Annotated in this window: 20 protein-coding genes and 1 pseudogene; 9 read left to right on the forward strand and 12 right to left on the reverse strand. The window is 44.5% G+C overall.

The window, feature by feature from the left end:
- The 3 genes from QZ735_RS06870 to msrB all read left to right on the forward strand — a co-directional run.
- Positions 1–558, forward strand: a 558-nt coding sequence (locus QZ735_RS06870; protein WP_294246016.1) for a T9SS type B sorting domain-containing protein, incomplete at its 5' end; no start/stop codon positions are given.
- Positions 559–834: 276 nt separating this feature from the next.
- A complete protein-coding gene (locus QZ735_RS06875) occupies positions 835–996 on the forward strand; it encodes a hypothetical protein (protein ID WP_294246019.1) in 162 nt (53 codons plus the stop codon).
- An 865-nt stretch (positions 997–1,861) separates the two neighbouring features.
- Positions 1,862–2,965 carry a peptide-methionine (R)-S-oxide reductase MsrB gene (gene msrB, locus QZ735_RS06880; protein WP_294246024.1) on the forward strand — a complete coding sequence of 368 codons (1,104 nt, stop codon included), beginning with the start codon at positions 1,862–1,864 and terminating at the stop codon, positions 2,963–2,965.
- A 79-nt stretch (positions 2,966–3,044) separates the two neighbouring features.
- Here the strand turns inward: msrB and QZ735_RS06885 are convergent, their stop codons facing one another.
- The 4 genes from QZ735_RS06885 to QZ735_RS06900 form a co-directional block, all read right to left on the reverse strand.
- Positions 3,045–3,716, reverse strand: coding sequence for a hypothetical protein (locus QZ735_RS06885; protein ID WP_294246027.1), 672 nt, complete (start codon positions 3,714–3,716; stop codon positions 3,045–3,047).
- On the reverse strand, positions 3,713–4,351 hold the full coding sequence (locus tag QZ735_RS06890; RefSeq protein WP_294246030.1) for a hypothetical protein: 639 nt from the start codon (positions 4,349–4,351) through the stop codon (positions 3,713–3,715). The genes QZ735_RS06885 and QZ735_RS06890 overlap by 4 nt, the downstream gene beginning before the upstream one ends.
- A gap of 140 nt (positions 4,352–4,491) precedes the next feature.
- Positions 4,492–5,337: an ABC transporter permease subunit gene (locus QZ735_RS06895; RefSeq protein WP_294246033.1), complete on the reverse strand. Its 846-nt coding sequence runs from the start codon at positions 5,335–5,337 to the stop codon at positions 4,492–4,494.
- A gap of 6 nt (positions 5,338–5,343) precedes the next feature.
- Positions 5,344–6,246 (reverse strand): ABC transporter ATP-binding protein, encoded by a 903-nt coding sequence (locus QZ735_RS06900; protein ID WP_294246035.1) that lies wholly within the window; start codon positions 6,244–6,246, stop codon positions 5,344–5,346.
- Positions 6,247–6,855: 609 nt separating this feature from the next.
- Between QZ735_RS06900 and QZ735_RS06905 the strand changes: the two genes are divergently transcribed.
- From QZ735_RS06905 to QZ735_RS06920, 4 genes are all read left to right on the forward strand, one after another.
- On the forward strand, positions 6,856–8,202 hold the full coding sequence (locus tag QZ735_RS06905; protein WP_294246037.1) for an AAA family ATPase: 1,347 nt from the start codon (positions 6,856–6,858) through the stop codon (positions 8,200–8,202).
- A 56-nt stretch (positions 8,203–8,258) separates the two neighbouring features.
- Entirely contained in the window at positions 8,259–8,750 is a 492-nt protein-coding gene (locus QZ735_RS06910; RefSeq protein ID WP_294246040.1) for a hypothetical protein, read from the forward strand.
- A gap of 288 nt (positions 8,751–9,038) precedes the next feature.
- The gene (prfB, locus tag QZ735_RS06915; protein WP_294246042.1) at positions 9,039–10,151 is read left to right on the forward strand and encodes a peptide chain release factor 2; all 1,113 of its coding nucleotides are present in this window, start codon (positions 9,039–9,041) and stop codon (positions 10,149–10,151) included.
- A gap of 83 nt (positions 10,152–10,234) precedes the next feature.
- Complete coding sequence (locus tag QZ735_RS06920; protein ID WP_294246045.1) at positions 10,235–10,939, forward strand: VTT domain-containing protein; 705 nt, start codon at positions 10,235–10,237, stop codon at positions 10,937–10,939.
- Between the two features lie 53 nt (positions 10,940–10,992).
- Here QZ735_RS06920 and QZ735_RS06925 read toward each other — a convergent pair whose 3' ends face one another.
- The 3 genes and pseudogenes from QZ735_RS06925 to QZ735_RS06935 form a co-directional block, all read right to left on the reverse strand.
- The gene (locus tag QZ735_RS06925; RefSeq protein WP_294246047.1) at positions 10,993–11,889 is read right to left on the reverse strand and encodes an alpha/beta hydrolase; all 897 of its coding nucleotides are present in this window, start codon (positions 11,887–11,889) and stop codon (positions 10,993–10,995) included.
- A gap of 62 nt (positions 11,890–11,951) precedes the next feature.
- Positions 11,952–12,776 carry a hypothetical protein gene (locus QZ735_RS06930; protein ID WP_294246050.1) on the reverse strand — a complete coding sequence of 275 codons (825 nt, stop codon included), beginning with the start codon at positions 12,774–12,776 and terminating at the stop codon, positions 11,952–11,954.
- A 653-nt stretch (positions 12,777–13,429) separates the two neighbouring features.
- Positions 13,430–13,627: pseudogene (locus tag QZ735_RS06935) on the reverse strand (thrombospondin type 3 repeat-containing protein); the annotation flags it as partial.
- Between the two features lie 573 nt (positions 13,628–14,200).
- On the opposite strand from QZ735_RS06935, the gene QZ735_RS06940 reads away from it, so the two are divergent.
- Entirely contained in the window at positions 14,201–15,088 is an 888-nt protein-coding gene (locus QZ735_RS06940) for a DUF808 domain-containing protein (RefSeq protein WP_294246052.1), read from the forward strand.
- A 231-nt stretch (positions 15,089–15,319) separates the two neighbouring features.
- Here the strand turns inward: QZ735_RS06940 and dnaJ are convergent, their stop codons facing one another.
- The 5 genes from dnaJ to proS all read right to left on the reverse strand — a co-directional run bounded on the left by dnaJ (position 15,320) and on the right by proS (position 21,790).
- A complete protein-coding gene (gene dnaJ / locus QZ735_RS06945) occupies positions 15,320–16,438 on the reverse strand; it encodes a molecular chaperone DnaJ (RefSeq protein WP_294246055.1) in 1,119 nt (372 codons plus the stop codon).
- 76 nt (positions 16,439–16,514) lie between these two features.
- Positions 16,515–17,051 (reverse strand): nucleotide exchange factor GrpE, encoded by a 537-nt coding sequence (locus tag QZ735_RS06950; RefSeq protein WP_294246060.1) that lies wholly within the window; start codon positions 17,049–17,051, stop codon positions 16,515–16,517.
- 398 nt (positions 17,052–17,449) lie between these two features.
- Entirely contained in the window at positions 17,450–18,784 is a 1,335-nt protein-coding gene (locus QZ735_RS06955; protein ID WP_294246062.1) for an Nramp family divalent metal transporter, read from the reverse strand.
- A 109-nt stretch (positions 18,785–18,893) separates the two neighbouring features.
- A complete protein-coding gene (locus QZ735_RS06960; protein ID WP_294246065.1) occupies positions 18,894–20,189 on the reverse strand; it encodes an OmpA family protein in 1,296 nt (431 codons plus the stop codon).
- Positions 20,190–20,314: 125 nt separating this feature from the next.
- On the reverse strand, positions 20,315–21,790 hold the full coding sequence (gene proS / locus QZ735_RS06965) for a proline--tRNA ligase (RefSeq protein WP_294246068.1): 1,476 nt from the start codon (positions 21,788–21,790) through the stop codon (positions 20,315–20,317).
- Positions 21,791–21,935: 145 nt separating this feature from the next.
- On the opposite strand from proS, the gene QZ735_RS06970 reads away from it, so the two are divergent.
- Positions 21,936–23,013 (forward strand): hypothetical protein (locus QZ735_RS06970; RefSeq protein WP_294246071.1); only part of this gene is annotated, 1,078 nt, incomplete at its 3' end.

The raw sequence follows: 23,013 nt of genomic DNA on the forward strand, positions 1-23,013 counted from the left end.
ATTACTACCATCGGAAACTATACGCTGACCGTCACTGCTGACAACGGCTGTTCCTATACGGATACCTTTGAGATAAAGCATTACGATGTTCCGGTGATTACCAGCCTTGATTTTAACGGAAATACCGCTACCGTTCAGGCTACAGGGCTCCAGACCATCCTGTATTCCATTGATGGGACCACCTGGCAGGCCGGTAATGTATTCTATAATCTTCCGACAGGCATCACCACTTTCTATGTGAAATATGTGAACAGCGAATGTATCGTGAGACAGCAGGGCGTTGTACTGGATATTAAAAATGCCATCACACCGAACGGAGACGGACTGAATGACCACTGGATCGTAAAAAACCTCCATGTATTCGGGAGCAGGTTATCCAATGTGAAAATCTTCGACCGCTACCAGATGCTGATTTTCGAGCAGAGTTCAAATACCCAGTTTTATTGGGACGGAACCATGAAGGGAAGAGCGATTCCTACTTCCAGCTATTGGTATGTAGTGACTTTACCGGACGGCAGGACCTTTACAGGCTGGATCCTGGTAAAGAACAACAATTGATTTATTATTTTTTATGATAAAGCTTCACAGTGTCCTGCTGTGAAGCTTTTTATTTTACAAGGTGATTCCGTAAAAATATAAAGTTCCGCAGGAAACAACATCCGTAAGCTGTTTCCATTGTTAATCTTTATCTTTATCGAACTGCATCTGAATTTTAATAACAGAAAATCAGTGAGTTACATTTTTGCCTGGAAACAGTAAAAAGACCGGCAACTGCCTTAGATTTCCATAAGTTCTTGTTTTGCAATCCAATGCAGTTATTTATAGGAAAATTTTATGGCCCTATTTAAAAACCGGCATAACGGAAGTGGAGAACAGGCTTCCGCCCTAGCCGCGATAGAAACGGATACCCCACAGCAGCGGTGGAGAGCCCGGATGCAGATGGATTCAGCGGTGGCAAGCATGGAGCAGCCCGGCGCGAGGAGTATGAGTGGATAGCGCGATTAAGCTCCAGAAAGTGGCAATGGTGAATTTCGCTGCACGGATGAATTTTGTTTCACAAGTCAATTCTGCTTCGCAGGTGAATTTTCCCACGGACAAAATTGACCATTGATCCGCAGGAATTGACCATTGACCATGAGCCAATGGTGAATTTTGCTTTGCAAGTGAATTCTGCTTCGCAGGTGAATTTTTCCACGGACAAAATTGACCATTGATCCGCAGGAATTGACCATTGACCATGAGCCAATGGTGAATTTTGCTTTGCAAGTCAATTCTGCTATGCCGGTGAATTTTCCAACGGATAAAATTGACCATTGACCCGCAGGAATTGACCATTGACCAGGATCAAATGGTGAATGCTGCTGCCGGGACGCACCGGTGAAGCCTTTTTCAAAATTGAAGATGATGGCCTTCTTGAAAAATTAACTTTCAGCGAAATTTATCATCTAATCAGTAGATATGAATTCCGGGAATCCGGCTGAATAATCAATCAACAGTATCAAATGTGTGCCTGAAGCTGATGAAAAACTGTTGTAATTATGCAGGAAACGGAATGGGAGATTGGATAAGAAAAGGGTATGGTGAGCTCAGCTTGACAGAGGGGTCCTAAAAATAATTGCCGGAAAATCCAGCTGCCGGAATACAGGCTGAGCATTATTAAAAATATCTGCTTTTTTAAATCCGTTTCCCTGTCTATTTCGTATATATTAGTAAGCAGGGAATCATCAGGATGCTATGATTGAGATAGACCGTATCATTGCTGTATTTCTGAAAATTAGTGTGAAATTTGCAGAAGGATACAGTCGCCGTAAGAGCTGAAAAAGATTCCTGTAATAACATAAAAATGAACAATAAGATAAAGATGAAGAACCTATTTGTATTTCTCGGAGTTATTCTGGGAATAGCTGTTTTTGCTGCGGGTTGTGAAAAGTCAAAAAGAATGAAGACAACCGGAAATATAAAAGAAAATGAGACCGTAATGGACAACAAAAATGTAAAAGAAGTGTATTTTGCAGGAGGGTGTTTCTGGGGGACCGAACATTTCTTCCAGCAGGTAAGAGGCGTGGTAGGAACGGAAGTAGGCTACGCCAACGGAAATACCAAAAATCCTACCTATGAAGAAGTGGTAAGCCATACGACGGGATTTGCGGAGACCGTAAAGGTAAAATATGATCCGGAACAGGTAGACCTGAAACTGCTGATCGATCTTTATTTTAAAACCATTGATCCTACCAGCATCGATAAGCAGGGGAATGACAGAGGAAACCAGTACAGGACCGGAATTTATTCTACCGATAAGGAAACGGAGGCTGTCATAAAAGCTGAGGTGGCCAGACTGGCTAAAAATTACAGCAAGCCTGTCGTAGTGGAAACCGTTCCGCTGAAAAACTTCTACAAAGCCGAAGATTACCATCAGGATTACCTGGATAAGAATCCGGGAGGCTACTGCCACATTGAGCCGGGACTTTTTGAAATGGCCAGAAATGCCAACCCGCTTCCGAAAAAAGATGCGCAGTCATCATACAAGAAACAGGATAAGAAAGTACTGAAGGAAAAGCTGACTGCCGAGCAGTATAATGTGACCCAGGAGAACGGTACGGAAATGCCTTTTAAAAATGAATACTGGGATGAAACCCGCGAAGGGATTTATGTGGACATTACCACCGGGGAACCGTTGTTTATCTCTACTGATAAGTTTGAATCCGGATGCGGATGGCCGAGCTTCTCTAAGCCGATCACCAAAAAACTGGTTGAGGAAAAACTGGACCGCTCTGCAGGCATGACCAGAGTAGAGGTAAGGAGCAAAACCGGTGATGCCCACCTGGGACACGTATTCAACGACGGGCCGGAAGAGAAAGGCGGTCTGAGATACTGTATCAACAGTGCATCGCTGAAATTTGTACCGAAAGCCGAAATGAAAGCAAAAGGATACGGAGACTATATCTCTTTGCTCGATAAAAAATAGTTTATATAGTGTTTAAGTGAAAGTGTGAGTGATGAAAGGCTGCCGGAAGGCAGCCTTTCTCTGTTCAGACCATTGTCTTTTATGCCAATCTTTTTGTTACAGTAAGAAAATTTTCCCTGATGCTGAGCATACAAATATTCAGAAAAAGCAGGAACCCGAACAGAATGAAATAGGATCCCCGTGGAAGCTGAGTCAGATGTTCATAGAACGACAGATTATATTTTTGAAAATGGAAAAAATGCTTTTCTGAAGCAGGGTCATGGATTTCATAAATGGTATCATCGCAGAGAAGGCATTCGTCATATTCAGATTTCTCAGGCTTTGGATCGATATAGTTGGTCGTAACAAAAAAATGACCTGTTTTCTCTATATCCAGAGCATAGGTTTCCTGCCGTGCAAGCATCACATCATTTAATAATGAAACGAAGTCTCCATAAGTGTTGGTATTGCTGAGAATAAATTCAATTCCGGTTTCTTTCTGATTCCTTTTCTGTAATGCCTTTATTTCTGAAACATACAGTTCCGAATTTTTACTGGCTGTCAGAGGGCTGACCCGTATTTTCTGATATTTCCAGTTTCTCAAAGGCTCAAAACCGGCAGGATCCGTATTTTTATGATGAGATTTAGCGGGCAAAGCCATATCGATGATATTATAATTTGTTGTATCGATATACGGATGGATATAATACCAGAACAGGACAGGAATGAAAAAGGCACTGATCATTCCCGGTAGATAGAAGATCTTTTTCATGCAAGTGATCTTTTGATTTGGAAGTTTTCTCTGATGCTGAGCATGGAAATATTCAGGAACAGCAGGAACCCGAAAATGATGTAGTAAGCCTGCACCGGAAGGTCGGTGACAGATTTCATATAATCAAATCCTCTGTCATTTTCCGTATAATAGTCTGTCACATAACGGGTTCCGCATCTACCAATAGTGTTTTCATAAATTGTGGCAGGGTCTGTGTACCCTTGTACAGCAAACAGGTGATGGGTCTGTTCCATATCAATTCCATAATATTCCTGTTTTGCCAGTTTCATGGCATCTAATAGGGCAATGATATCCTGATAGTTGTTTTGATCACCAATTACAAACTCGATTCCGGTTTCTTTTCTTTTTCCGGCCTGGAGTTTTTTAAGCTCTGAAACATAATAGGCACGATGCTGCAGCGCGGTATTGGGCCGGACCATGATCTTTTTATATTTCCAGTGTCTGACTGATTCAAAAGAGTCCGGTGCGTTTTCCACTCCCTTTTTTATTTTTGCAGGAAGTCCCAGATCCATCACGGTATAAGTTTTTTTAATGCTTTGGCTCCCATAGAACCAGAATACAGCCGGTATCAGCAAAGCACTGATCATTCCCGGAACATAAAGGATTTTTTTCATGGGTATGGTTTTAATAAAGATAATAAAAAAATGGAAGTCTCTATACATTTTTAAACACCGGTAAAAAAGAAAAGTGACCCGTAGACGGATCACTTAAAAAAAATAATCTAAAATGTGTGTTGGTCTAATTAATGAACCGATTACCAATCCCTCTTCTTCAGGATCCAGAACGATCCGGCGATGAAAATTGCACACCATACCAGACAGGCCATCAGGCTTTCCGTAGGGTAGTGGAATTCGTATTTCATGCCCAGCATTTTGGCGGCATTCAGTCTGGCGAAAGGAGCGGGGATTAAGCTGGACATGCTTTCCAGCGGTAAAAGATGGCTGATGAAAAAATCATTCTGCAGCACTTCATTTCTTTGCGGGCCCTGCATCCCTCTTACTTTGGTAAATATCTCCAACCCGGATGCAATCCTTTCCACGATCCAGAATACAAACAGGGCCAGGAATACGAACACTGATTTTCTCAGCAGTACGGACAGGAACATCAGGAAAGAGAAAAACGTAAAAAGCTTTACAAAGTAATTCCCGATGAAGAAAATTTCGGTGAATACCTTTTCTGATTCAGTGGTCTTGGAATATTGATAGCCTAAAAACAAAGTGAGCAGCAGTACGATAACAGTTGATATAATGGTAAATGCGCTAATGGTCAATAGTTTGGAGGTAATGAATTCCGTCCTGCTCAGTCCGTCGATCGTATTCTGTTTGAACATCCGGTTGCTGAATTCCTGTGAGATGGAAAAAACAATAATCAGTCCCAGGAAAATTTTCAGCAGCGCGACGATATAGGTCGTAAAGTTCCAGATTTCCGGAAAGTTATAGATGCCCTGTTCTTTGAGGTTGATCGTATTGCCCATCAGTTCAAAATCGAGCAGCCCTATAAAAAGCAGTGCGATAAGGATGACAAAATAAAGGATGGTAAAAACCTTGAAAGGTCTGTAGTTCAGGTTTTTGTAATATTCAAGTTTCAGTAGTTTGATCATGGCTTTTTATTTTGTGTTTTTTACAAGTTCCAGGAATTGGGATTCCAGAGACATTTTCTTTTTGGTTAGATGCGAAAGGTAAATCCCTTTTTCTGCCAGTTTCTGGTTCAGCAGCGAGGCTGAAACTGAGGCATCGTCACGGAGCTTGGCTTTCACGAGCTCACCGTCCTGCTTCACGGAAGTGAACCACTGGAGTTCTTCCAGCATGCTCAGCAACGGGATGTTGTTATCTGCTTTCAATTCAAAATACCCGTTGTTGGCCGTTATTTCGTCTACCCGTCCGCAGTAGATGGAATTTCCCTCCTTGAGAACGATCACGTGACTGCAGATTTTCTCAATTTCATCCAGCAGGTGGCTGGCGATAATGATGGTGATCCCTTTTTTTGCAATATTGCTGATGATTTCCCGGATCTGGATAATGCCTTCCGGATCCAGCCCGTTCGTTGGTTCGTCCAGGATCATCACGTCCGGATTATTGAGCATGGCAGAGGCAATGGCCAGGCGCTGCTTCATCCCCAGGGAATAGGTCTTGAAAGCATCTTTTTTCCGTGCCAGCAGTCCTACTGTTTCCAGTACTTCATCAATCCTTTGATAAGGTGCACCCTTGATCTCGGCAACAATTTTCAGGTTGGTTTCCGCGCTCAGGTAAGGATAAAAATTAGGTTGTTCAATGATGGCGCCGATCCTTTTCAGGGTATCGGGATCAGTGCCTTTTTTCCCGAACCAGTACCATTCGCCATCGGTAGGATTGATGGTCGAGAGCAGCATTCCGAAAGTGGTGGATTTCCCGCTTCCGTTCGGTCCCAGCAGTCCGTACACATTTCCTTTTTCCACATCGAAAGAAATGTTGTTCACTACGATTCTCTTGAATTTTTTAGTCAGGTTCCTGACGGATAAAATTTTTTCCATGTGATTGTTTTTACTTTATACTAGTCTCATCTTTCCGGAGATTGTTACAGATCAGTCAGATATTGTCTGGGATCTGTGATCATTTAGCTTATAAATGCGCCGGATTCCGGCAAGCTGGAAATTGTAAGGGAGCCAGGTCTGTTTTTTGGAAAAGCATAAGAAAGCCGATGGTTGAAGTTTACCGCCATATTACCCTCACAAGCCATAGCTGAGCAACCAGCATCAGGATACCGGAATAAATATGTACTGAAACGAAAATATCAGATCATATCAACAGAAAAACCGGATATTTCTTACATTTCTATCAGGCTCACTGAACATCCGACATCTGTTTTTATGATATATTCACTCCTTTATTCTTTTTGCCATCACAATCCATACTTCAGGGTGAGGAATCAGGGCTTTGACAACCCTGGCTACGGAAGTGAAGCAGGAAGTCTGAATCCTGCGGCTCATGTGTCAGAAAACTTTTGTAACTTCTAGCATTAAAGCACATGCCGCCGCTTACCGGAATCCAATAGTTGATGAATCATCCAATGCTGACACCCATTCATTGCAATTGGCTTAAAATTCGATGCCTGCTAAAGAAATATAAACTTATACGTGTCTATGAAATTGATTGAACTTGCCAAAGAACTGAACATATCTGCAGAAGCCATCAAACAGTTTATCCAGGATTTTGATCTTGAGCTGTCGGAATGCATCAGCACCAATTTTGAAGTAAAGGATGATTTTGAAAAGTTTGCCCGTGAACAGATCGATTTTCTGAAACGGTACGAAAAAGACCTCGATAAAGACAAGACGCCCGGACAGATTGCAGAAAAAATCAGCCAGCCTAAAGAAAAAGTGGAAGAGGCCATGCAGGAAACAGCCCCCAATATCTTCGATAATGGATTTTTCAAATCATCGGTTTCCAGTTATGGGATCGATAATAAGCTGGGCGGAAATTATCAGTTCGTATACAATTACTTCGGCAGTACGACAAGCCTTCAGAAACGGGATTTTATAGGATACAGAGACCTGTTTTTTTATATTTCGGGTGTGTTGGAACCTTTCCTGAATCCGCAGCAGATCCGTGACTGGGGAATCAACCGGCCGGCCGGGATCATCCTGTACGGACCTCCGGGCAGCGGAAAAATATTCTGGGCAAAAAAGATCGCTGAGATTATCGGCTATCAGTTCAGGGAAGTGAAAAAGCATTACCTGGGCACGTCCTATATAGACGGGAGCCAGACCAATTTCAATGATTTCCTGGTTACCATGATGCAACAGGAGAAAGTCCTCCTGTTTATGGATGATTTTGATGAAATCATGATGGCCAGAAAAGCGGAAAACAACATTGCCGCCTGTAACCTGGTTACACAGGAAGTAATTTTGCACCACATTTCAAGATTTGAACAGGGCGATCTTCTGATGATAGGCTCGGCTACTACGGTTTCCGAGGTGGATGAGGAAATCATGGCACCGGGAAGATTTGATGTAACGATTCCCGTTTTTCCGCCGAACCTTGCAGAACGGTCGGAAATCATCCTGTATGCCATGACCAAAGGCCTGGATGACGATTCATTGCTCTATAAAATCCTGAAACACAACAAGGCCGAACAGATTCCTTTCTGGAATGAGATTTCAGCTAAAATGAAAGTCTTCAGCAACACCATGCTGATCGATTTTACGCAGAGCCTGAAAAAACGCATCAAACACCTGTACTATAAAACCAGGAACGAGCAGCTGAAGATCGATACAACCCTGCTGGAAGGCGCATTGCGTGATGCTGCAGGAAAACTGACGGATGAATACCTGAATCAGATTGAAAAATTCCTGAGGGATGTCGTGATCAATAATTCCGACCAGTTCCAGTACAGGATCCACAGCCTTAAAAAGGAACTGGATTCCTATAAAGCAGTAGAGGAGCCGCGCCGCATTATCGGTTTCCCTCACAACGACCCGTCCATCTGATTGCCCGTTACCCTGATCCGGGCTCCAGATCCCGGTCAGGGTATACGATAACGACCATGAAATATTTTCCTTTTGAACATATCATTTATGCCACGCATCTCTCTGAAAAAGAAGTAGTGGCTATCCTTTCACGTTCCGTCGGATACAAAGCGGCAGGTTCCTTCAGAAACGGCCCTTCAAAAGCCTATGAAGGTATTGTTGATGGCAATGGTTTCACCATCAGCAGGGTTTCAAAAAACAGGAATTCTTTCCTGCCTCAGAATACCGGGACCATCCGGCAGGACAGTGCCGCAACCAGGATCGAAGTAAAGATGCAATTACATAACCCGGTAAGAACCTTTTTGCTGTTCTGGTGCCTGGCGGTAACCTTATTTCTGATAGCCAGCCTGATGAAACAGGATCAGGACTATGAAGAGGTGTTTCTCGCGGTAATCATGCTGTTGGCCGCTTATTATCTGCTGGTCATGACAGGTTTCAGGAAAGAAAGTAAAAAATCAGGAAGGTTTTTTGAAAAACTCTTCGATGCGGAAATAGTATTGTATAAATGATTGATCTGCTGCGGGCGGTACCATCGGGATCCGTTGTGAGCCCGTGACACAAATGAAAGGATATTTCAGATACCGGGTTTGCCGGGATGAAATCGGTATTTTCTTTATTCACCAGCATATCCGCTTTCAATGAACCGGTTGGGCCCCGTCAGCTGATTGCTTTCTTTTTACAGCGAAATTTTTATCATTCCGCTGCAGGGAACAAAAGTTTTCACGATTTCATTTCCGAACCGCTCACAATCCCATGATAAGGGAATAAAATTTCTTATTTTTGCAAAAATAAACATTGTGATCAACAACGACCAGATCAAAGAAATTCAATCAAGGATTGATGACTTACATAAATATCTTCAGATCGATAAGAAGAAGATAGAAATAGCGAATGACGACGAAAAAACCGCTGCTCCGGAATTCTGGGACAATCCGAAAGAAGCCGAGGCTTTCCTGAAACAGCTCCGTTCCAAAAAGAAATGGGTGGAAGCCTATGAAGAAATCCATACCCAGTTTGAGGATATCCAGGTGCTGGTCGACTTTGCTAAAGAAGACCCGGATTCCGAGAAGGAACTTGATGACACCTTCCCTCAGCTGGTAGAAAAGATAGAAGACCTGGAATTCAAGAACATGCTTTCCAATGAAGGCGACGAGCTGTCTGCCGTCCTGCAGATCACAGCCGGGGCCGGGGGAACCGAGAGCTGCGACTGGGCTTCCATGCTGATGCGGATGTACACCATGTGGGCAGAGAAGCAGGGCTACAAAATCCGGGAACTGAACTTCCAGGAAGGCGATGTGGCCGGCGTAAAAACAGTGACCCTGGAAATTGAAGGTGAATTTGCTTTCGGTTACCTGAGAGGCGAGAACGGCGTACACCGGCTGGTAAGGATTTCGCCTTTCGATTCCAATGCCAAACGCCACACGAGTTTTGTATCCGTATATGTTTACCCGCTGGTAGATGATACCATCGAGATCAACATCAATCCTGCAGACATCAGCTTTGAAACGATGAGGTCTTCCGGTGCCGGAGGGCAGAACGTAAACAAGGTGGAAACGGCAGTCCGTCTCCGTCACGCGCCTACAGGGATCATCATTGAAAACTCCGAATCCCGTTCCCAGCTTCAGAACAAGGAAAAGGCCATGCAGCTGCTCCGTTCTAGGCTATATGAAATGGAGCTTGAAGAACGGCTCAAGGCCCGTAATGAAATCGAAGCCAATAAGATGAAGATCGAGTGGGGAAGCCAGATCCGGAACTACGTGATGCACCCGTACAAGCTCGTGAAGGATGTCCGGTCAGGGTTTGAAACTTCAGACGTGGATTCCGTGATGAACGGGAACCTTACGCCTTTCCTCAAAGCGTTTCTGATGGCTGACGGTACAGCCGTTTCAGACGATGATATGGATTTGTAAGCAGTGTTTAATTTTCGTTAAAATCTTATAATAAATTTCCTTTTGATCTTTATTAAGCTTATTTTTGTTGCTTATCAAAACGTATGGAAGACTTCAATAACTGGAAAGATTTATTAAACCCTGAGTTCTACATCAAACTCGGCGGGTTCTGGCTGATCCTGTTTATCATTTTTGCCGAAACCGGCCTTTTCGTAGGATTTTTTCTTCCGGGAGACTCTTTGCTTTTTGTTTCGGGAATTTATTCCATTGATATCATCCAGGCCACCTTCGGTTCTACGGGAAGCGATTTCTTTGATACCCTGATCCTGGCGTCATCTGTGGCACTGGCTGCCATTGTAGGAAATGAAGTAGGCTATTATTTCGGCCGTAAAGCAGGTTCTACCTTGTACAAAAAACCGGATAACTGGCTGTTTAAGAAGAAATACCTGTATCAGGCACACGACTTTTTCGAGAAGAACGGGGCACTGGCCATCATTATGGCAAGGTTCCTGCCGGTGGTAAGAACGTTTACCCCGATTGTTGCCGGAATCGTGAAAATGGATAAGAAAGATTTTTTCAGGGATAATGTCATCGGTGCTGTACTGTGGTCATTCCTATTAATCTTTGCCGGTCATTACCTTGATAAACTCTTTATCGACCAGTTCGGTATCGATCTCAAGAAAAAACTGGAACTGATCATCATTGTGATTGTCCTGATTACCACGGTGCCTATCATTATCAAATTCCTTTTCGGGAAGAAGCAGGATTTCTCAAAATATGAAAACCATAATTTTGATGATGAAAAATAAATCATTCAGCAACATAACAGATAAAACCCGTTTCTCGTGAACGGGTTTTTTATTTACGGCATACGGGTCTTTTCGGGGTCATCCTGTATCCAGTCCAGGATATTGGGGTAGATGATGCTGTCCCTTTTTGTGCTGCTGAAAAACCGGGGCGCGTGGCCGGTGTTCTCCATAAAAATAAATTTATGGCGGATCTGGCGTGCCGTCAATGCCGAGTCGAGGGCCAGTGCCTGCTTCTGATTCACCAGAAAATCCCGGTTTCCCTGAAAGAAAAGGGTAGGGACATCAGAAATGTTGGCAATAGGGCTGGCTTTCTTAAATTCTCCGGACAGGCTTTTGCGGTTGAACGGCTCGCCCACGACTTTCTGTATCGTTGGTGACGAATACCTGGAATAAAATGAGTTCAGGTAGTCCGGCGAATAAAAGTCGGTAGGCCCGCTCAGGGAAATGATCTTTTTAACCTGGCCGGGATTCCGGTAACCATACAGCAATGCCAGATGGCCGCCGGCGCTTTCACCCAGAAGAATGTAGTTGTCCGGCTGCAGTTCGGCATTCTGAGCCAGGGTATTGAACTTCGCAATGGCAGAGCCGATGTCCTCAAGCTGTTCACGGTAGGTAATTTTCTTTGCCCGGGAAACCAGCCGGTAGTTCATATTGATGCTCGGGATGTTGTTTTTGAAAAGCATCTTCTGGATCTGGATCAGGTGTTCCTTTTTCCCCAGCGTCCAGGCGCCGCCATGAATCAGCAGGACCACAGGTGAGGTCTCAGCATAACCGGACGGAAGGAAAACATCCATCTTCTGCCGCTTGTGTTCACCATATTTCAGGTTGTAGATTTTCTGCTCGTTATTGGTTCCCACCCAGACTTTGAATTTCCTTGTATTGCATGAACTGAAAACAAAAGCGATTGCCCATAAGATAAAAAAACGGTAATCGAGAATCAGCTTTTTCATGGAATAAAGATACGGAAAAAGAGAATCGGAATCAGACTTCAGGACATGATTTCACGCTTGCTTCAGTCTAAAATGACCGGCGGCATACATTTATTATCCGCCCATATTTCCGTTTTTGTAACATAGCCTTCCTCACAGCTGCAATTCCTGTTTTTTACTGTAAATTTTGATTCTTTCAGATAAGGCCGGTTTTTTTTATCCAGCCGGTAAGATTCAGGGAGCACATACTCTGTAACGGTCTGTTCTATACTATCGTCTTCCCGGTAACTTGCATATTCTTTCCACAGGACACCGTTCTTAAAAACAGTATGATAGTCTGAACTTCTGTCATATCCATAGGTAAATTCATCAAACTCGTCGGCCCTCTGGTGAAAACTGTATGCTAATGTACCGTCCGGATTGTAATAATAGTATTGCGCTTCGTAATCTTCCTCATGGGCATGTGATCTGCTGTACAGAAGAAGGTATTTTGCCTCAGCGTCCGTATTGACTGATTTAACCTGATTCAGGTCTTCTGTCCCTTTATAGCGTAATTTATCAGATGCATAAATAAAATAAAACGTTCTTTTATCATCATTTTCCAGGGCGTAATAAACACCGTTTTGCCGATCGTATAGTAATTGTTCACAGGGAAGGATAATATTGTTCCGGTAAAAATCCCGGTCAGACAATCCTGTTTTCAAATCCTCGAAACGTCCGTACACCTTGTCGATTTTTGCTCCTCCATAGTCTGAATGCCGGACTTTATACCTGAGTTCAGATATGAGTTTTGAACTTTCCAGGCATGTGGTTTTGAGGGATTTTACCGTACATTCCACCATACCGATGTCTCTTTGCCCAAAGCTCAGCACAGGAATCAGAAGGAGCACTGTTTTTTTCCATTTCATTTTATTTTATTTTAGTTCCTGTGTTCTTCTGTGTTTATTAATTTCCATTGATGACCGATGTACTGATAGGTGTAGAAATACTCATCTTTAAATTTATAAAACTTAGCGGTCACCTCATCTTTTGATTCATAATTTAAAAAATCGACGGCTAATCTTGTCGATGAAATATCAAATTCCGGTTTCTCTATATTTCCCGGGTAATAAATGCCGGTCTCGTTACGGGACGTAATTTCAGGAAAATTCAGCATAAAATAGTAGTCATTCTCTTCTATTGCTTTAAGAAGATCTTTGCTAATGGTCCTGAACGCATTTGGACCTATTGTAGGGATCAGGTTTTTGTGGAAATGTTCAGCAATCGATTTGAACGCTTCTTCAGACCAGAACAATTGATCCAGAAACCTATTTTTGTCATGAAATAAAGTAGATCTTGAAGAACACTGGCTATTGAGATTGTCGTTGATAAAGGGATAAACATATACGCTTACATACATACTTTTACCGGCAAGCAGTGGTTTCGGAATATTACTGAAAATGGCTTTCCGTAACGTAGAGAATTTTTGCTTTTCATCAGTGTTTTTTTTCTTAAATGCAGAAAGGGCTTCTTCTTCTTTCTTAAAATAGTCGGCACAATTACAGCCCCTTTCTGCCGGAACACCAGGGATTGTGGGGCAGGCATCGATGTTATCAGAAATTCCATCGCCATCGGTATCCGGCCAGGGGCATCCGTTGTTTTCAGCTGGCCCTTTACTATCCGGGCATGCATCATCTGTATCCGGAATTCCGTCTGCATCTGCATCGGGAAAAGGGCAGCCAAGGTTTTCAGCAGGTCCGTTTTCTTTCGGGCATTTATCCAGATAATACATTAATGTATCTTTATCTTCATCAGACAAACAGATCTTTTTTGAAAACACCTTTCTGCATTTTCTGAATTCCTTTTTATCCGTAATTTCCTGAGCAGATAAAAAACTGCTGATCAGCAGGAAAAGGAGGAAATATTTTTTCATGTTATGGTAAAACTGATTTCCATGTTATTTTCTTTGCTAATATAAACAAATCTTTAATTGAAATATTCAAATAAGAAGGCTCTGTTCTCTAATTATAATGGTCTGTTTTATACCGGATTTTACATTCTCCCTTAAAATATGCGCTGCCGGATTAAGCAGATTCTTATGGAATGTCAATCTGCGTAATCACCGTATTCTGCGGGATTATTTATCAGCTTATAATAAGCAGATTTGTAAAATGATGAAACTGATTACTGCTGTATCACGAATATGGCCGGTTATTTGAGAATCCAGTGTTTTAAGTACATTAATTTTAAAATGTTCCGGCTTGCTATAAAACCCGGCGGAATCATAGAACAATTAGAATTAAAATATTTATTTTTGCTGAGCATTAACAAACATTAAAAAAATATTAAAACTATGGCATCTGGCTTTTTTGCGATTTTGGATGATATCGGGGCATTGATGGACGATGTAGCGGTGACGAGTAAAGTGGCTACTCAGAAAACAGCCGGCATCCTCGGGGATGACCTGGCGGTAAATGCGGAAAAGGCAACCGGCTTTCTCTCATCCCGGGAACTTCCTGTGTTATGGGCCATTACCAAGGGTTCCTTTATTAATAAACTGATTATTCTTCCGGTTGTATTTTTACTCAACTGGATCTATGCACCGGCAATCAATTATGTACTGATCCTGGGTGGCCTGTACCTGTCATTCGAAGGAATGGAAAAAATTATCGAATTTCTTTTTCACCGGGATAAAAAAGGCCATGAAGTAGAAGCTGAAATCGAAGAAGCAAAAGGACAGAGCCCTGAAGAGATGGAAAAAGCAAAGGTAAAATCCGCGATTACGACAGACTTTATTCTTTCCATCGAGATTGTTATCATTGCGCTGGGAACCGTACTGGAGGAAAGCCATCCTTTCATTACACAGATTCTGGTGACCAGCTTCGTGGCATTTATCGCTACGGTAGGCGTATACGGGATTGTTGCACTGATCGTAAGGATGGATGATGCCGGATTCAAGCTGATCAAAAAAAGCAATGACAAAGGATTTTTCGGAAAACTGGGACATTTCCTGGTCAAGGCCTTACCTATTGTGATCAAAGCCCTTGGGGTTATCGGTACCATTGCCCTGATCCTGGTAGCCGGCGGTATCTTTGCCCACAGAATTGATTATTTCCATCATCTGTTCCCTTCCTGGCCGGATGTACTGAAAGAAGCCGTATTCGGAATTGCCGGCGGACTCCTTACCGTAGCTTTGTTTACTGCAGGCAAAGGCATTTATTCAGTGGCTGTGAAAAAATAAACAAGCATACCTGTTTTTAAATAGTGAATCCTGTCATGCCGTGACAGGATTTTCTTTTTTTACATTAGGTATACTGCCGTGTTTCCTTCTATCCTTTCCTGATTGGCATAAAGGCAGTCTAACTATCCGAGATAGGATGTCAGCAAAAAAGGATTCCCTGGAGAATCCTTTAGCTGTTATATCATGTGAACCTTAACGGTTACCCTGATTCTGTCTCAGGTCCATCGTCTGTTAATTAAATAAATCTTTTACCTTATCAAAGAACGTTTTTTCTTTTCCGGAAGGTTCGGCTATCATTTCCCCACTGGACATCTGCTTTTCGAAGAAATCTTTCTGGTCTTTGGTAAGTTTCTGCGGAGTCCATACATTGATGTGGATGAACATATCGCCCTTTCCGTAGCTGTCGATGCTGGGAAGGCCTTTTCCGGCCAGCCTCAGGATTTTCCCCGACTGCGTCCCGGGGTCGACCGTGATCTTTACTTTTCCACCGACGGTAGGAACTTCTTTCTTGGTTCCGAGTGCCGCTTCAGCAAACGAGATATACAGTTCCTGATGCAGGTTGTCGCCTTCTCTCTTGATGGTCTGGTCTGCCTCTTCCTCGATAATTACCAGCAGGTCTCCGGCAATACCGCCGAAAGGGGCATCATTTCCTTTGCCTCTTACATTCAGCTGGATGCCGTCTCTGGCTCCGGCCGGAATGTTGATGGAGATTTCCTCTTCGTCCTTGATCAGACCCTGCGCATTGGCGCCGGCCGGGATTTTATCGGCTACTTTACCGATTCCCTGGCACGTTCCGCAGGTGGTCTGCGTCTGCATCTGTCCGAACATGGTATTCATGACTTTCAGCTGGACTCCGGAACCGCCACAGGTAGGGCAGGTCTTTGAAGTGGCACCTTCCGCCATTTTCATTTTCTTTACCTTGATGGTTTTCTGGGTACCGTTCACCATTTCCTCAAGGTTCAGTTTGATCCTGATCCTTAAATTGGAACCTTTTACCTGCTGACGACCACCGCCGCCGCCGCCGAATCCGCCGAAACCACCGCCGAAAATATCGCCGAACTGGCTGAAGATATCTTCCATGTTCATTCCGCCGCCGAAACCGCCTCCGCCGAAGCCACCGCCTCCGCTCATGCCTGCATGGCCGAACTGGTCATATCTTGCCCGTTTCTGCTCGTCGCTCAGCACTTCATATGCTTCAGCCGCTTCCTTGAATTTATCTTCAGCCTCCTTATCGCCCGGATTTTTATCAGGGTGATACTTGATCGCCATTTTACGGTATGCTTTCTTTATTTCATCGGCCGATGCAGATTTGCTGATCTCCAGAACCTCGTAATAATCTCTCTTTGACATTTTTATATATGAGTAATTAGTAATGAATAATGAGTAATATCTGATTGCTTATTACCCGTTACTTATTGCTTAGATTTTAATTTCCGGTAACTACTTTGGCAAAACGGATTACCTTATCGCCCAGGGTATATCCGGTCTCGATAACATCCACGATTTTTCCTTTCAGCTCTTCGGTAGGAGCAGGGATCTGAGTAATGGCCTCATGGAAATCCACATTGAAGCTATCGCCGGCATTCACTTCCACAGGTTTCAGTCCTTTCTCCATAAGCTTGCTTTTGAACTTGTTATAGATCAGTTCCACGCCCTGAAGATCGGCAGGATTCCCGTTTTTGGCAATTTCTTTCAATGCTCTTTCGAAATCATCCAGCACGCCGAGCATAGAAACCATCATATCCTGATTGGCATACTGAAAGAACTCCATTTTTTCCTTGGAGGTTCTCTTCTTATAGTTTTCAAATTCGGCATACAGCCTGATGTAACGGTCTTTTTCTTCTGCCAAAAGTTCCTCTGGAGAAGGTTTTGCTGTCACATTGTCCTGCGGTGCCGCTTCATGCTGACCGTTTGTTTCTTCCTGTTGATTGATGCTTTCTTCGTTGATATCCTGATTTTCCATAATTCAATACTTATTTTCCTAATGATTCACAAAGATACTGCCAAATAAAAAATCCGGACATTTAGGCATAAAACGTTTGCAGAACAGCTTCCGTGCAGGAATTGTGCTGGGTGAACGGGCAATTCCTGCAGGTCAATGGTCAATTTTTTGTCCGTGGGAAAATTCATCTGCACAGCAGAATTCACCGCTGGCGCGGGCATCATGCCCGTGTCCACATACGGCATAGTCTCCAGGTCTGCGTCCACACCTAAAAAGTTCCTAACTTGGCTCGCGCAGTGAAATTCACCTTTCACTTATGGTCAATGGTCAATTCCTTTGGATCAATGGTCAATTTTTGTCCGTGGGAAAATTCACCTGCACAGCAGAATTGACTTGCACAGCGAGATTCACCACTCATTTCACTTTCCGGCAAACGTCTGGTACAGCAGGTATACATTCAGCACAATGATGATGAAGGAAATCACCCAAACGCATGTTTTAAGAACCGGACCGTTTACAAATTCCCCCATTTTGGCCTTGTCATTGGTAAACATTACCAGTGGCACAACGGCAAAGCTCAGCTGCATGGACAGGATTACCTGGCTCAGGACCAGTAGGTCGGTAGTGCCTTCCTCACCGTACAGAATGGCAACAATCATGGCGGGAATGACGGCAATCAGCCGCGTAATCAGCCTTCGCAGCCAGGGTTTCAGCCGGATATTGAGGAAACCTTCCATAACGATCTGGCCGGCCAGTGTTCCTGTTAATGTGGAATTCTGTCCCGAGGCAAGCAAAGCAACTGCAAAAACGATACTGGCCATGGAAGCTCCCAGAATAGGCGTCAGCATTTTATACGCATCATGGATATCCGCAACATCCTTATTATCGGTAACATGGAAGGTAGCTGCAGCCAGGACAAGAATGGCCCCGTTGATGAAAAAGGCCAGCATCAGGGAAACGGTACTGTCCAGCGTAGCAAACTTAATCGCTTCTTTTTTTCCCTCCCGGTCCCGGTTATAATCCCGGGTCTGGACAATGCTGCTGTGCAGGTACAGGTTATGGGGCATTACCGTGGCTCCCAGAATGCCGATGGCTATGTACAGCATGGCCGGATTCTTAACGATCTCTGCGCTTGGGACCAAACCGCCAAGCAGCTCATTGACGGCAGGTTTTGAAATCACCAGTTCATAGACAAAGCAGGCGAGGATCAGGAAAATAAGCCCGCCGACTATGCTTTCGATCCACCGGAAACCTTTAGCCTGAAGCATTAAAATAATGAAGACATCTACCGTTGTAATGGCAATTCCCCACGTGAGCGGGATATGGAAAAGGAGATTGAGGGCAATCGCAGAACCGATGACTTCTGCAAGGTCACAGGCGGCAATGGCTATTTCACAGAATATCCAGAGAATAAAGTTGGTAACAGGGCTGAAATGGTCCCTGCAGGCCTGAGCAAGATCCCTTTCCGCAACCACGCCAAGCTTTACCGACAGATGCTGGAGCACCATGGCAAACAGATTGGAAATGAGTACAACGGAGAGCAGGGTGTACCCGAACTGGGCACCTCCGGCAATATCGGTGGCCCAGTTTCCGGGGTCCATGTATCCAACGGCCACCATAAGTCCGGGACCGGCAAAGGCAAGGTATTTTTTCCAGAAGCCCGCATCTTTCGGAACTTTTACCGAAGCATAGGCTTCCGACAGGGAATGGGACGTCTTATCCTGTCGCCAGGCGTTTTTTAATTTTAGATTCATAAAAATGTTAGAAAAGGCTAACAAATGTAATTAAATAAATGAAAATCACCAAACAGGCATAATAAAATCCCGGAAATTTCCGGGATTGGTTTATCATGATTGAAAGGTATTATTTGGAAAACCTTACGGCCATTCTTCTGTCTACGGCACGTTCTGCGTCAGATGCACCGGCATCTACTTTGGCGAATTCGCTTCCGTATCCGTCGGCTCCCGTTACCTGGGATCCTACGCCTTGTTTTTCAAGCCAGGATTTAATGTAAGCGGCACGGTCTGCGGAAAGTTTCATATTCAGTTGTTCGTTTCCGGTTTTGTCGGTATACCCGCCGATTTTTATTTTTGCATCCGGATAAGCCTTCAGGATGGCTACCAGGTTCTGCAGCTGTCCTTCGGAACCTGCTTCCAGTTCGGTGGCACTGCCGGTCTTGAAGTTGACATGGTCAAAATCATACCATGTATTTTTCAGGACAGCATCATCTGCTGCATTTTTATAATTATCCGATTTCAGGAACGCAATCATACGGTCTTCCATTCCTCCCCGGTAGCCTTTCAGAGCAGTACCGTTGAGATCAATATCTTCATCTGTTCTTGACGCAGTTGCCGCAGCCATTGTATCGGCAGCCGGAACAGCGGTGGTATTGTCGGTTACTACAGTTCCTGAATCATTTACGGTAGTGGTGGTAGTGGTTTCTTTCTTTTCACACTGCTGCCAGATGAAATAACCGGCTGCCAGAAGAAGCAGAAGCGGGAGAAGCCATTTCCAGATGGATCCGTCTTCCTTGCGAGGCCTGTCCGGGAAAGTTCCTTCAGCAGCAACACTTCGCGTCACTTCCGGTTTCGGGGCTTCATGAGAAGCCAGATGGATCGCATCCCTGTCATTATCAAATTTATATCGGGCATCCCAGTCGCCCATGCTTAGAGCGGCAAAGGAAAGTCCTGCCGGCAACAGTGAAGAGACGGATCCTCTTTGTTCCCTCAGCAGATTGGAAATTCCTGCTTTATCCAGATTCTGGTCTGCTGCATATTTCCCGATTGCACCCACTGCTGCTGCAGTAACGGTATTCAGTAATGCACCGGATGAGCTGTTGCTGATCCCCGCATAAGTTGCTACGGCATTTACCAGCCCGCTTACCTTATCGCCGAAAATAGTGGCCAGGATACCGGAAACATGAGTATTATGGGCACCGTCTGCCAGATTTCCCAAAACACCGGCCTGCGAAGCCTGGCTGATGCCATCCAGCACATGAGGATTGTCTGAATCATTGGCAAGGCCACCGACTACTGCAGGCAGGAAACCTGATATCGCTTTTGAAATTCCGGATTCGCTTTCTCCGAACCGGGCTGCCGTCTGGGAAACCAGTGCAGGTCCCAGCTGTCCTTTAATGAGATCAATGATGTTTAATGACATAATATAGTATTTTGGATTAATGTATTCTGTATGCATCAAAAATTTCTCCAAATAGGGTTATAAATAAAAAATCTTTAGAAACCGGATGATTTCTAAAGATTTTTCTGGACAGGTAAGGGCTAGGTCTAATATGCTTTGGCAAACAAGACCCTCCTTGCCGAAGGTTTGCCGGAAACCATTGAAGTTCCGGCCTCGATATCGTCATCCAGCGGGATACAACGGATCGTCGCTTTCGTTTCTTCCTTGATCTGTTCCTCTTCTTCAGCAGTTCCGTCCCAATGGGCATAGATGAAGCCGCCTTTTTCTTCGAGGACTTTTTTGAATTCTTCGTACGTATCCACCTTGGTAATGTTGTTTTTCCTGAACTCAAAGGCTTTGTTATAAATATCCTGCTGAATGGTTTTCAGTAAGTCTTCGATATAGGAATCCAGTCCTTCGATGGATCGCACTTCTTTGGTAAGGTTATCCCTTCTGGCAATCTCCACAGATTTGTTTTCAAGGTCCCTTGGTCCCATGGCGATCCTTACCGGAACCCCTTTCAGTTCATATTCTGCAAATTTCCAGCCCGGCTTGTTTTGGGTATCGTTGTCAAACTTCACGGAAATTCCTTTTGCTCTCAGTCTGGCCTGAATGTCCAGTGCCACTTCGCTGATCTGTGCCAGCTGCTCTTCTCCTTTGAAGATCGGAACGATCACCACCTGTATCGGTGCAAGGGTAGGAGGCAGCACCAATCCGAAATCATCGGAATGCGTCATGATCAAAGCTCCCATCAGACGCGTGGAAGTTCCCCATGAAGTGGCCCACGCATGCTCGATCTTTCCTTCTTTGTTGGTGAACTTCACGTCAAATGCCTTTGCGAAATTCTGTCCCAGGAAATGGGAAGTTCCTGCCTGCAGGGCTTTTCCGTCCTGCATCAGGGCTTCGATACAGTACGTTTCGTCAGCTCCGGCAAAACGCTCTGAAGGAGTTTTCAACCCTTGGATTACCGGAATAGACATGAAGTTCTCTGCAAAATCTGCATAGACTTTGTTCATCTTTTCCGCTTCTTCAACAGCTTCTTCCCTGGTAGCATGTGCCGTGTGGCCTTCCTGCCAGAGGAATTCCGCCGTTCTTAGAAACAGGCGGGTCCTCATTTCCCACCGTACCACATTGGCCCACTGGTTGATGAGGATCGGCAGGTCGCGGTAAGACTGTATCCAGTTTTTATAGGTATTCCAGATGATGGCTTCTGAAGTAGGGCGTACAATCAGTTCCTCTTCCAGTTTGGCATCCGGATCCACAATCAGCTTGGAAGGATTGTCCGGATCTGTCTTTAACCGGTAGTGGGTAACGACAGCACATTCTTTGGCAAAACCTTCAGCATTCTTTTCTTCAGCCTCGAACAAGCTTTTGGGCACAAAAAGCGGGAAATAAGCATTCACATGTCCTGTTTCCTTGAACTTTTTATCCATTTCATCACGCATTTTTTCCCAGATCGCATAGCCATACGGTTTGATTACCATACAGCCCCTTACCCCTGAGTTTTCGGCTAAGTCGGCCTTTACGACCAGCTCATTATACCATTTGCTGTAATCTTCGCTTCTTGAGGTTAATTTTGCCATTATTTTTTAAAATTTATTTAACTTTTTCCTTTTGTTGTTATCTAAAAATAAAAATCTATTTTTGATAGATTTTTTGTACCCGGTTAATGGTACATTTTTGGTACAGACTGCAAATATAATTTAAATTAAAAATTTTTACGTTATCATGAAAAGAAATATACATAAAAATCTGCTTGGCATGCTGAAATCCAAAGGGATTCTGGCCATTTCAGGCGGATTGTTGATGATGTCCTGCGGTGCCCAGATGGGTGGCTACAGCGAGACGGACGGCGTATATTACGACCCGAACAAAGACACGCTTCCTGAAGGAGTGATTATCAATGACAGAGGAAACAGGGTAGGAGAAGAGTACAACTATTATCAGGATGACACCAATCTGGTTCAGAATGCAGAAATGAATTCCAGAGAAGGGAAATACAATGACTGGAACAATTACGACTGGAACGCTACAGCAACAGACTCCGATTGGGGAATGTATGCCGGAAGCCAGACCAACTATTACGACAACTCATGGGGATGGGGATCTCCTTGGGGCTGGGGCGGATGGTATGGCGGCTATAGCCCATATTGGGGCTACGGCGGCGGCTGGGGCCTGGGAATGTCCTGGGGCTGGGGCGGCGGCTGGAACATGGGCTGGGGCTGGGGCTCTCCCTGGAATATGGGCTGGGGCGGCTGGTATGGCGGCTATAACCCTTACTGGGGATACGGATACCCGTACGGATGGGGCTATGGCGGCGGATACTGGGGCAACGGTTATTATAACAGCCCGATTTACAGAAGGAGCTCTTCCGGCGGAAGAGGATTCAATTATGGAAGCTTTGCCAACCGTTACGGTGTAACCTCAGCATCAGGCTTCAGACGAAGCGGAATGAGTGCGGGTGGTTTCAGAAACGAAAACAATACAGGAGGCTTCAGGAATGGAAATACCATGAATGGCGGCTTCAGAGGAACCAACGGAGGCTTCAGGGGGAGTAACGGCGGCATGAGACAGGGAAGCATCAATGGCGGCTTCAGGTCACAGGGCGGATTCCGCAATACGCAGCCAAATTACAATTACCAGCAACAGTCCCAGCCGAGAATGAACGACAGCGGTTTCAGAAACAACAGCGGCGGATTCAGGAACAGCGGTGGCGGTTTCAATAACTCCAGCAGCGGCGGCGGTTTCAGATCAGGAGGCGGCGGCTTCGGCGGCGGAGGAGGCGGAATGCGCTCCGGTGGCGGAG

This window comes from uncultured Chryseobacterium sp., from assembly GCF_913776365.1.
Lineage (GTDB): Bacteria > Bacteroidota > Bacteroidia > Flavobacteriales > Weeksellaceae > Chryseobacterium.

Bases quoted from the DNA above. Each gene is read 5' to 3' on its own strand.
- QZ735_RS06875 (WP_294246019.1), top strand. From the start codon at position 835: ATGGCCCTATTTAAAAACCGGCATAACGGAAGTGGAGAACAGGCTTCC.
- msrB (WP_294246024.1), top strand. From the start codon at position 1,862: ATGAAGAACCTATTTGTATTTCTCGGAGTTATTCTGGGAATAGCTGTT.
- QZ735_RS06885 (WP_294246027.1), bottom strand. From the start codon at position 3,716: ATGAAAAAGATCTTCTATCTACCGGGAATGATCAGTGCCTTTTTCATT.
- QZ735_RS06890 (WP_294246030.1), bottom strand. From the start codon at position 4,351: ATGAAAAAAATCCTTTATGTTCCGGGAATGATCAGTGCTTTGCTGATA.
- QZ735_RS06895 (WP_294246033.1), bottom strand. From the start codon at position 5,337: ATGATCAAACTACTGAAACTTGAATATTACAAAAACCTGAACTACAGA.
- QZ735_RS06900 (WP_294246035.1), bottom strand. From the start codon at position 6,246: ATGGAAAAAATTTTATCCGTCAGGAACCTGACTAAAAAATTCAAGAGA.
- QZ735_RS06905 (WP_294246037.1), top strand. From the start codon at position 6,856: ATGAAATTGATTGAACTTGCCAAAGAACTGAACATATCTGCAGAAGCC.
- QZ735_RS06910 (WP_294246040.1), top strand. From the start codon at position 8,259: ATGAAATATTTTCCTTTTGAACATATCATTTATGCCACGCATCTCTCT.
- QZ735_RS06920 (WP_294246045.1), top strand. From the start codon at position 10,235: ATGGAAGACTTCAATAACTGGAAAGATTTATTAAACCCTGAGTTCTAC.
- QZ735_RS06925 (WP_294246047.1), bottom strand. From the start codon at position 11,889: ATGAAAAAGCTGATTCTCGATTACCGTTTTTTTATCTTATGGGCAATC.
- QZ735_RS06930 (WP_294246050.1), bottom strand. From the start codon at position 12,776: ATGAAATGGAAAAAAACAGTGCTCCTTCTGATTCCTGTGCTGAGCTTT.
- QZ735_RS06940 (WP_294246052.1), top strand. From the start codon at position 14,201: ATGGCATCTGGCTTTTTTGCGATTTTGGATGATATCGGGGCATTGATG.
- dnaJ (WP_294246055.1), bottom strand. From the start codon at position 16,438: ATGTCAAAGAGAGATTATTACGAGGTTCTGGAGATCAGCAAATCTGCA.
- QZ735_RS06950 (WP_294246060.1), bottom strand. From the start codon at position 17,051: ATGGAAAATCAGGATATCAACGAAGAAAGCATCAATCAACAGGAAGAA.
- QZ735_RS06955 (WP_294246062.1), bottom strand. From the start codon at position 18,784: ATGAATCTAAAATTAAAAAACGCCTGGCGACAGGATAAGACGTCCCAT.
- QZ735_RS06960 (WP_294246065.1), bottom strand. From the start codon at position 20,189: ATGTCATTAAACATCATTGATCTCATTAAAGGACAGCTGGGACCTGCA.
- proS (WP_294246068.1), bottom strand. From the start codon at position 21,790: ATGGCAAAATTAACCTCAAGAAGCGAAGATTACAGCAAATGGTATAAT.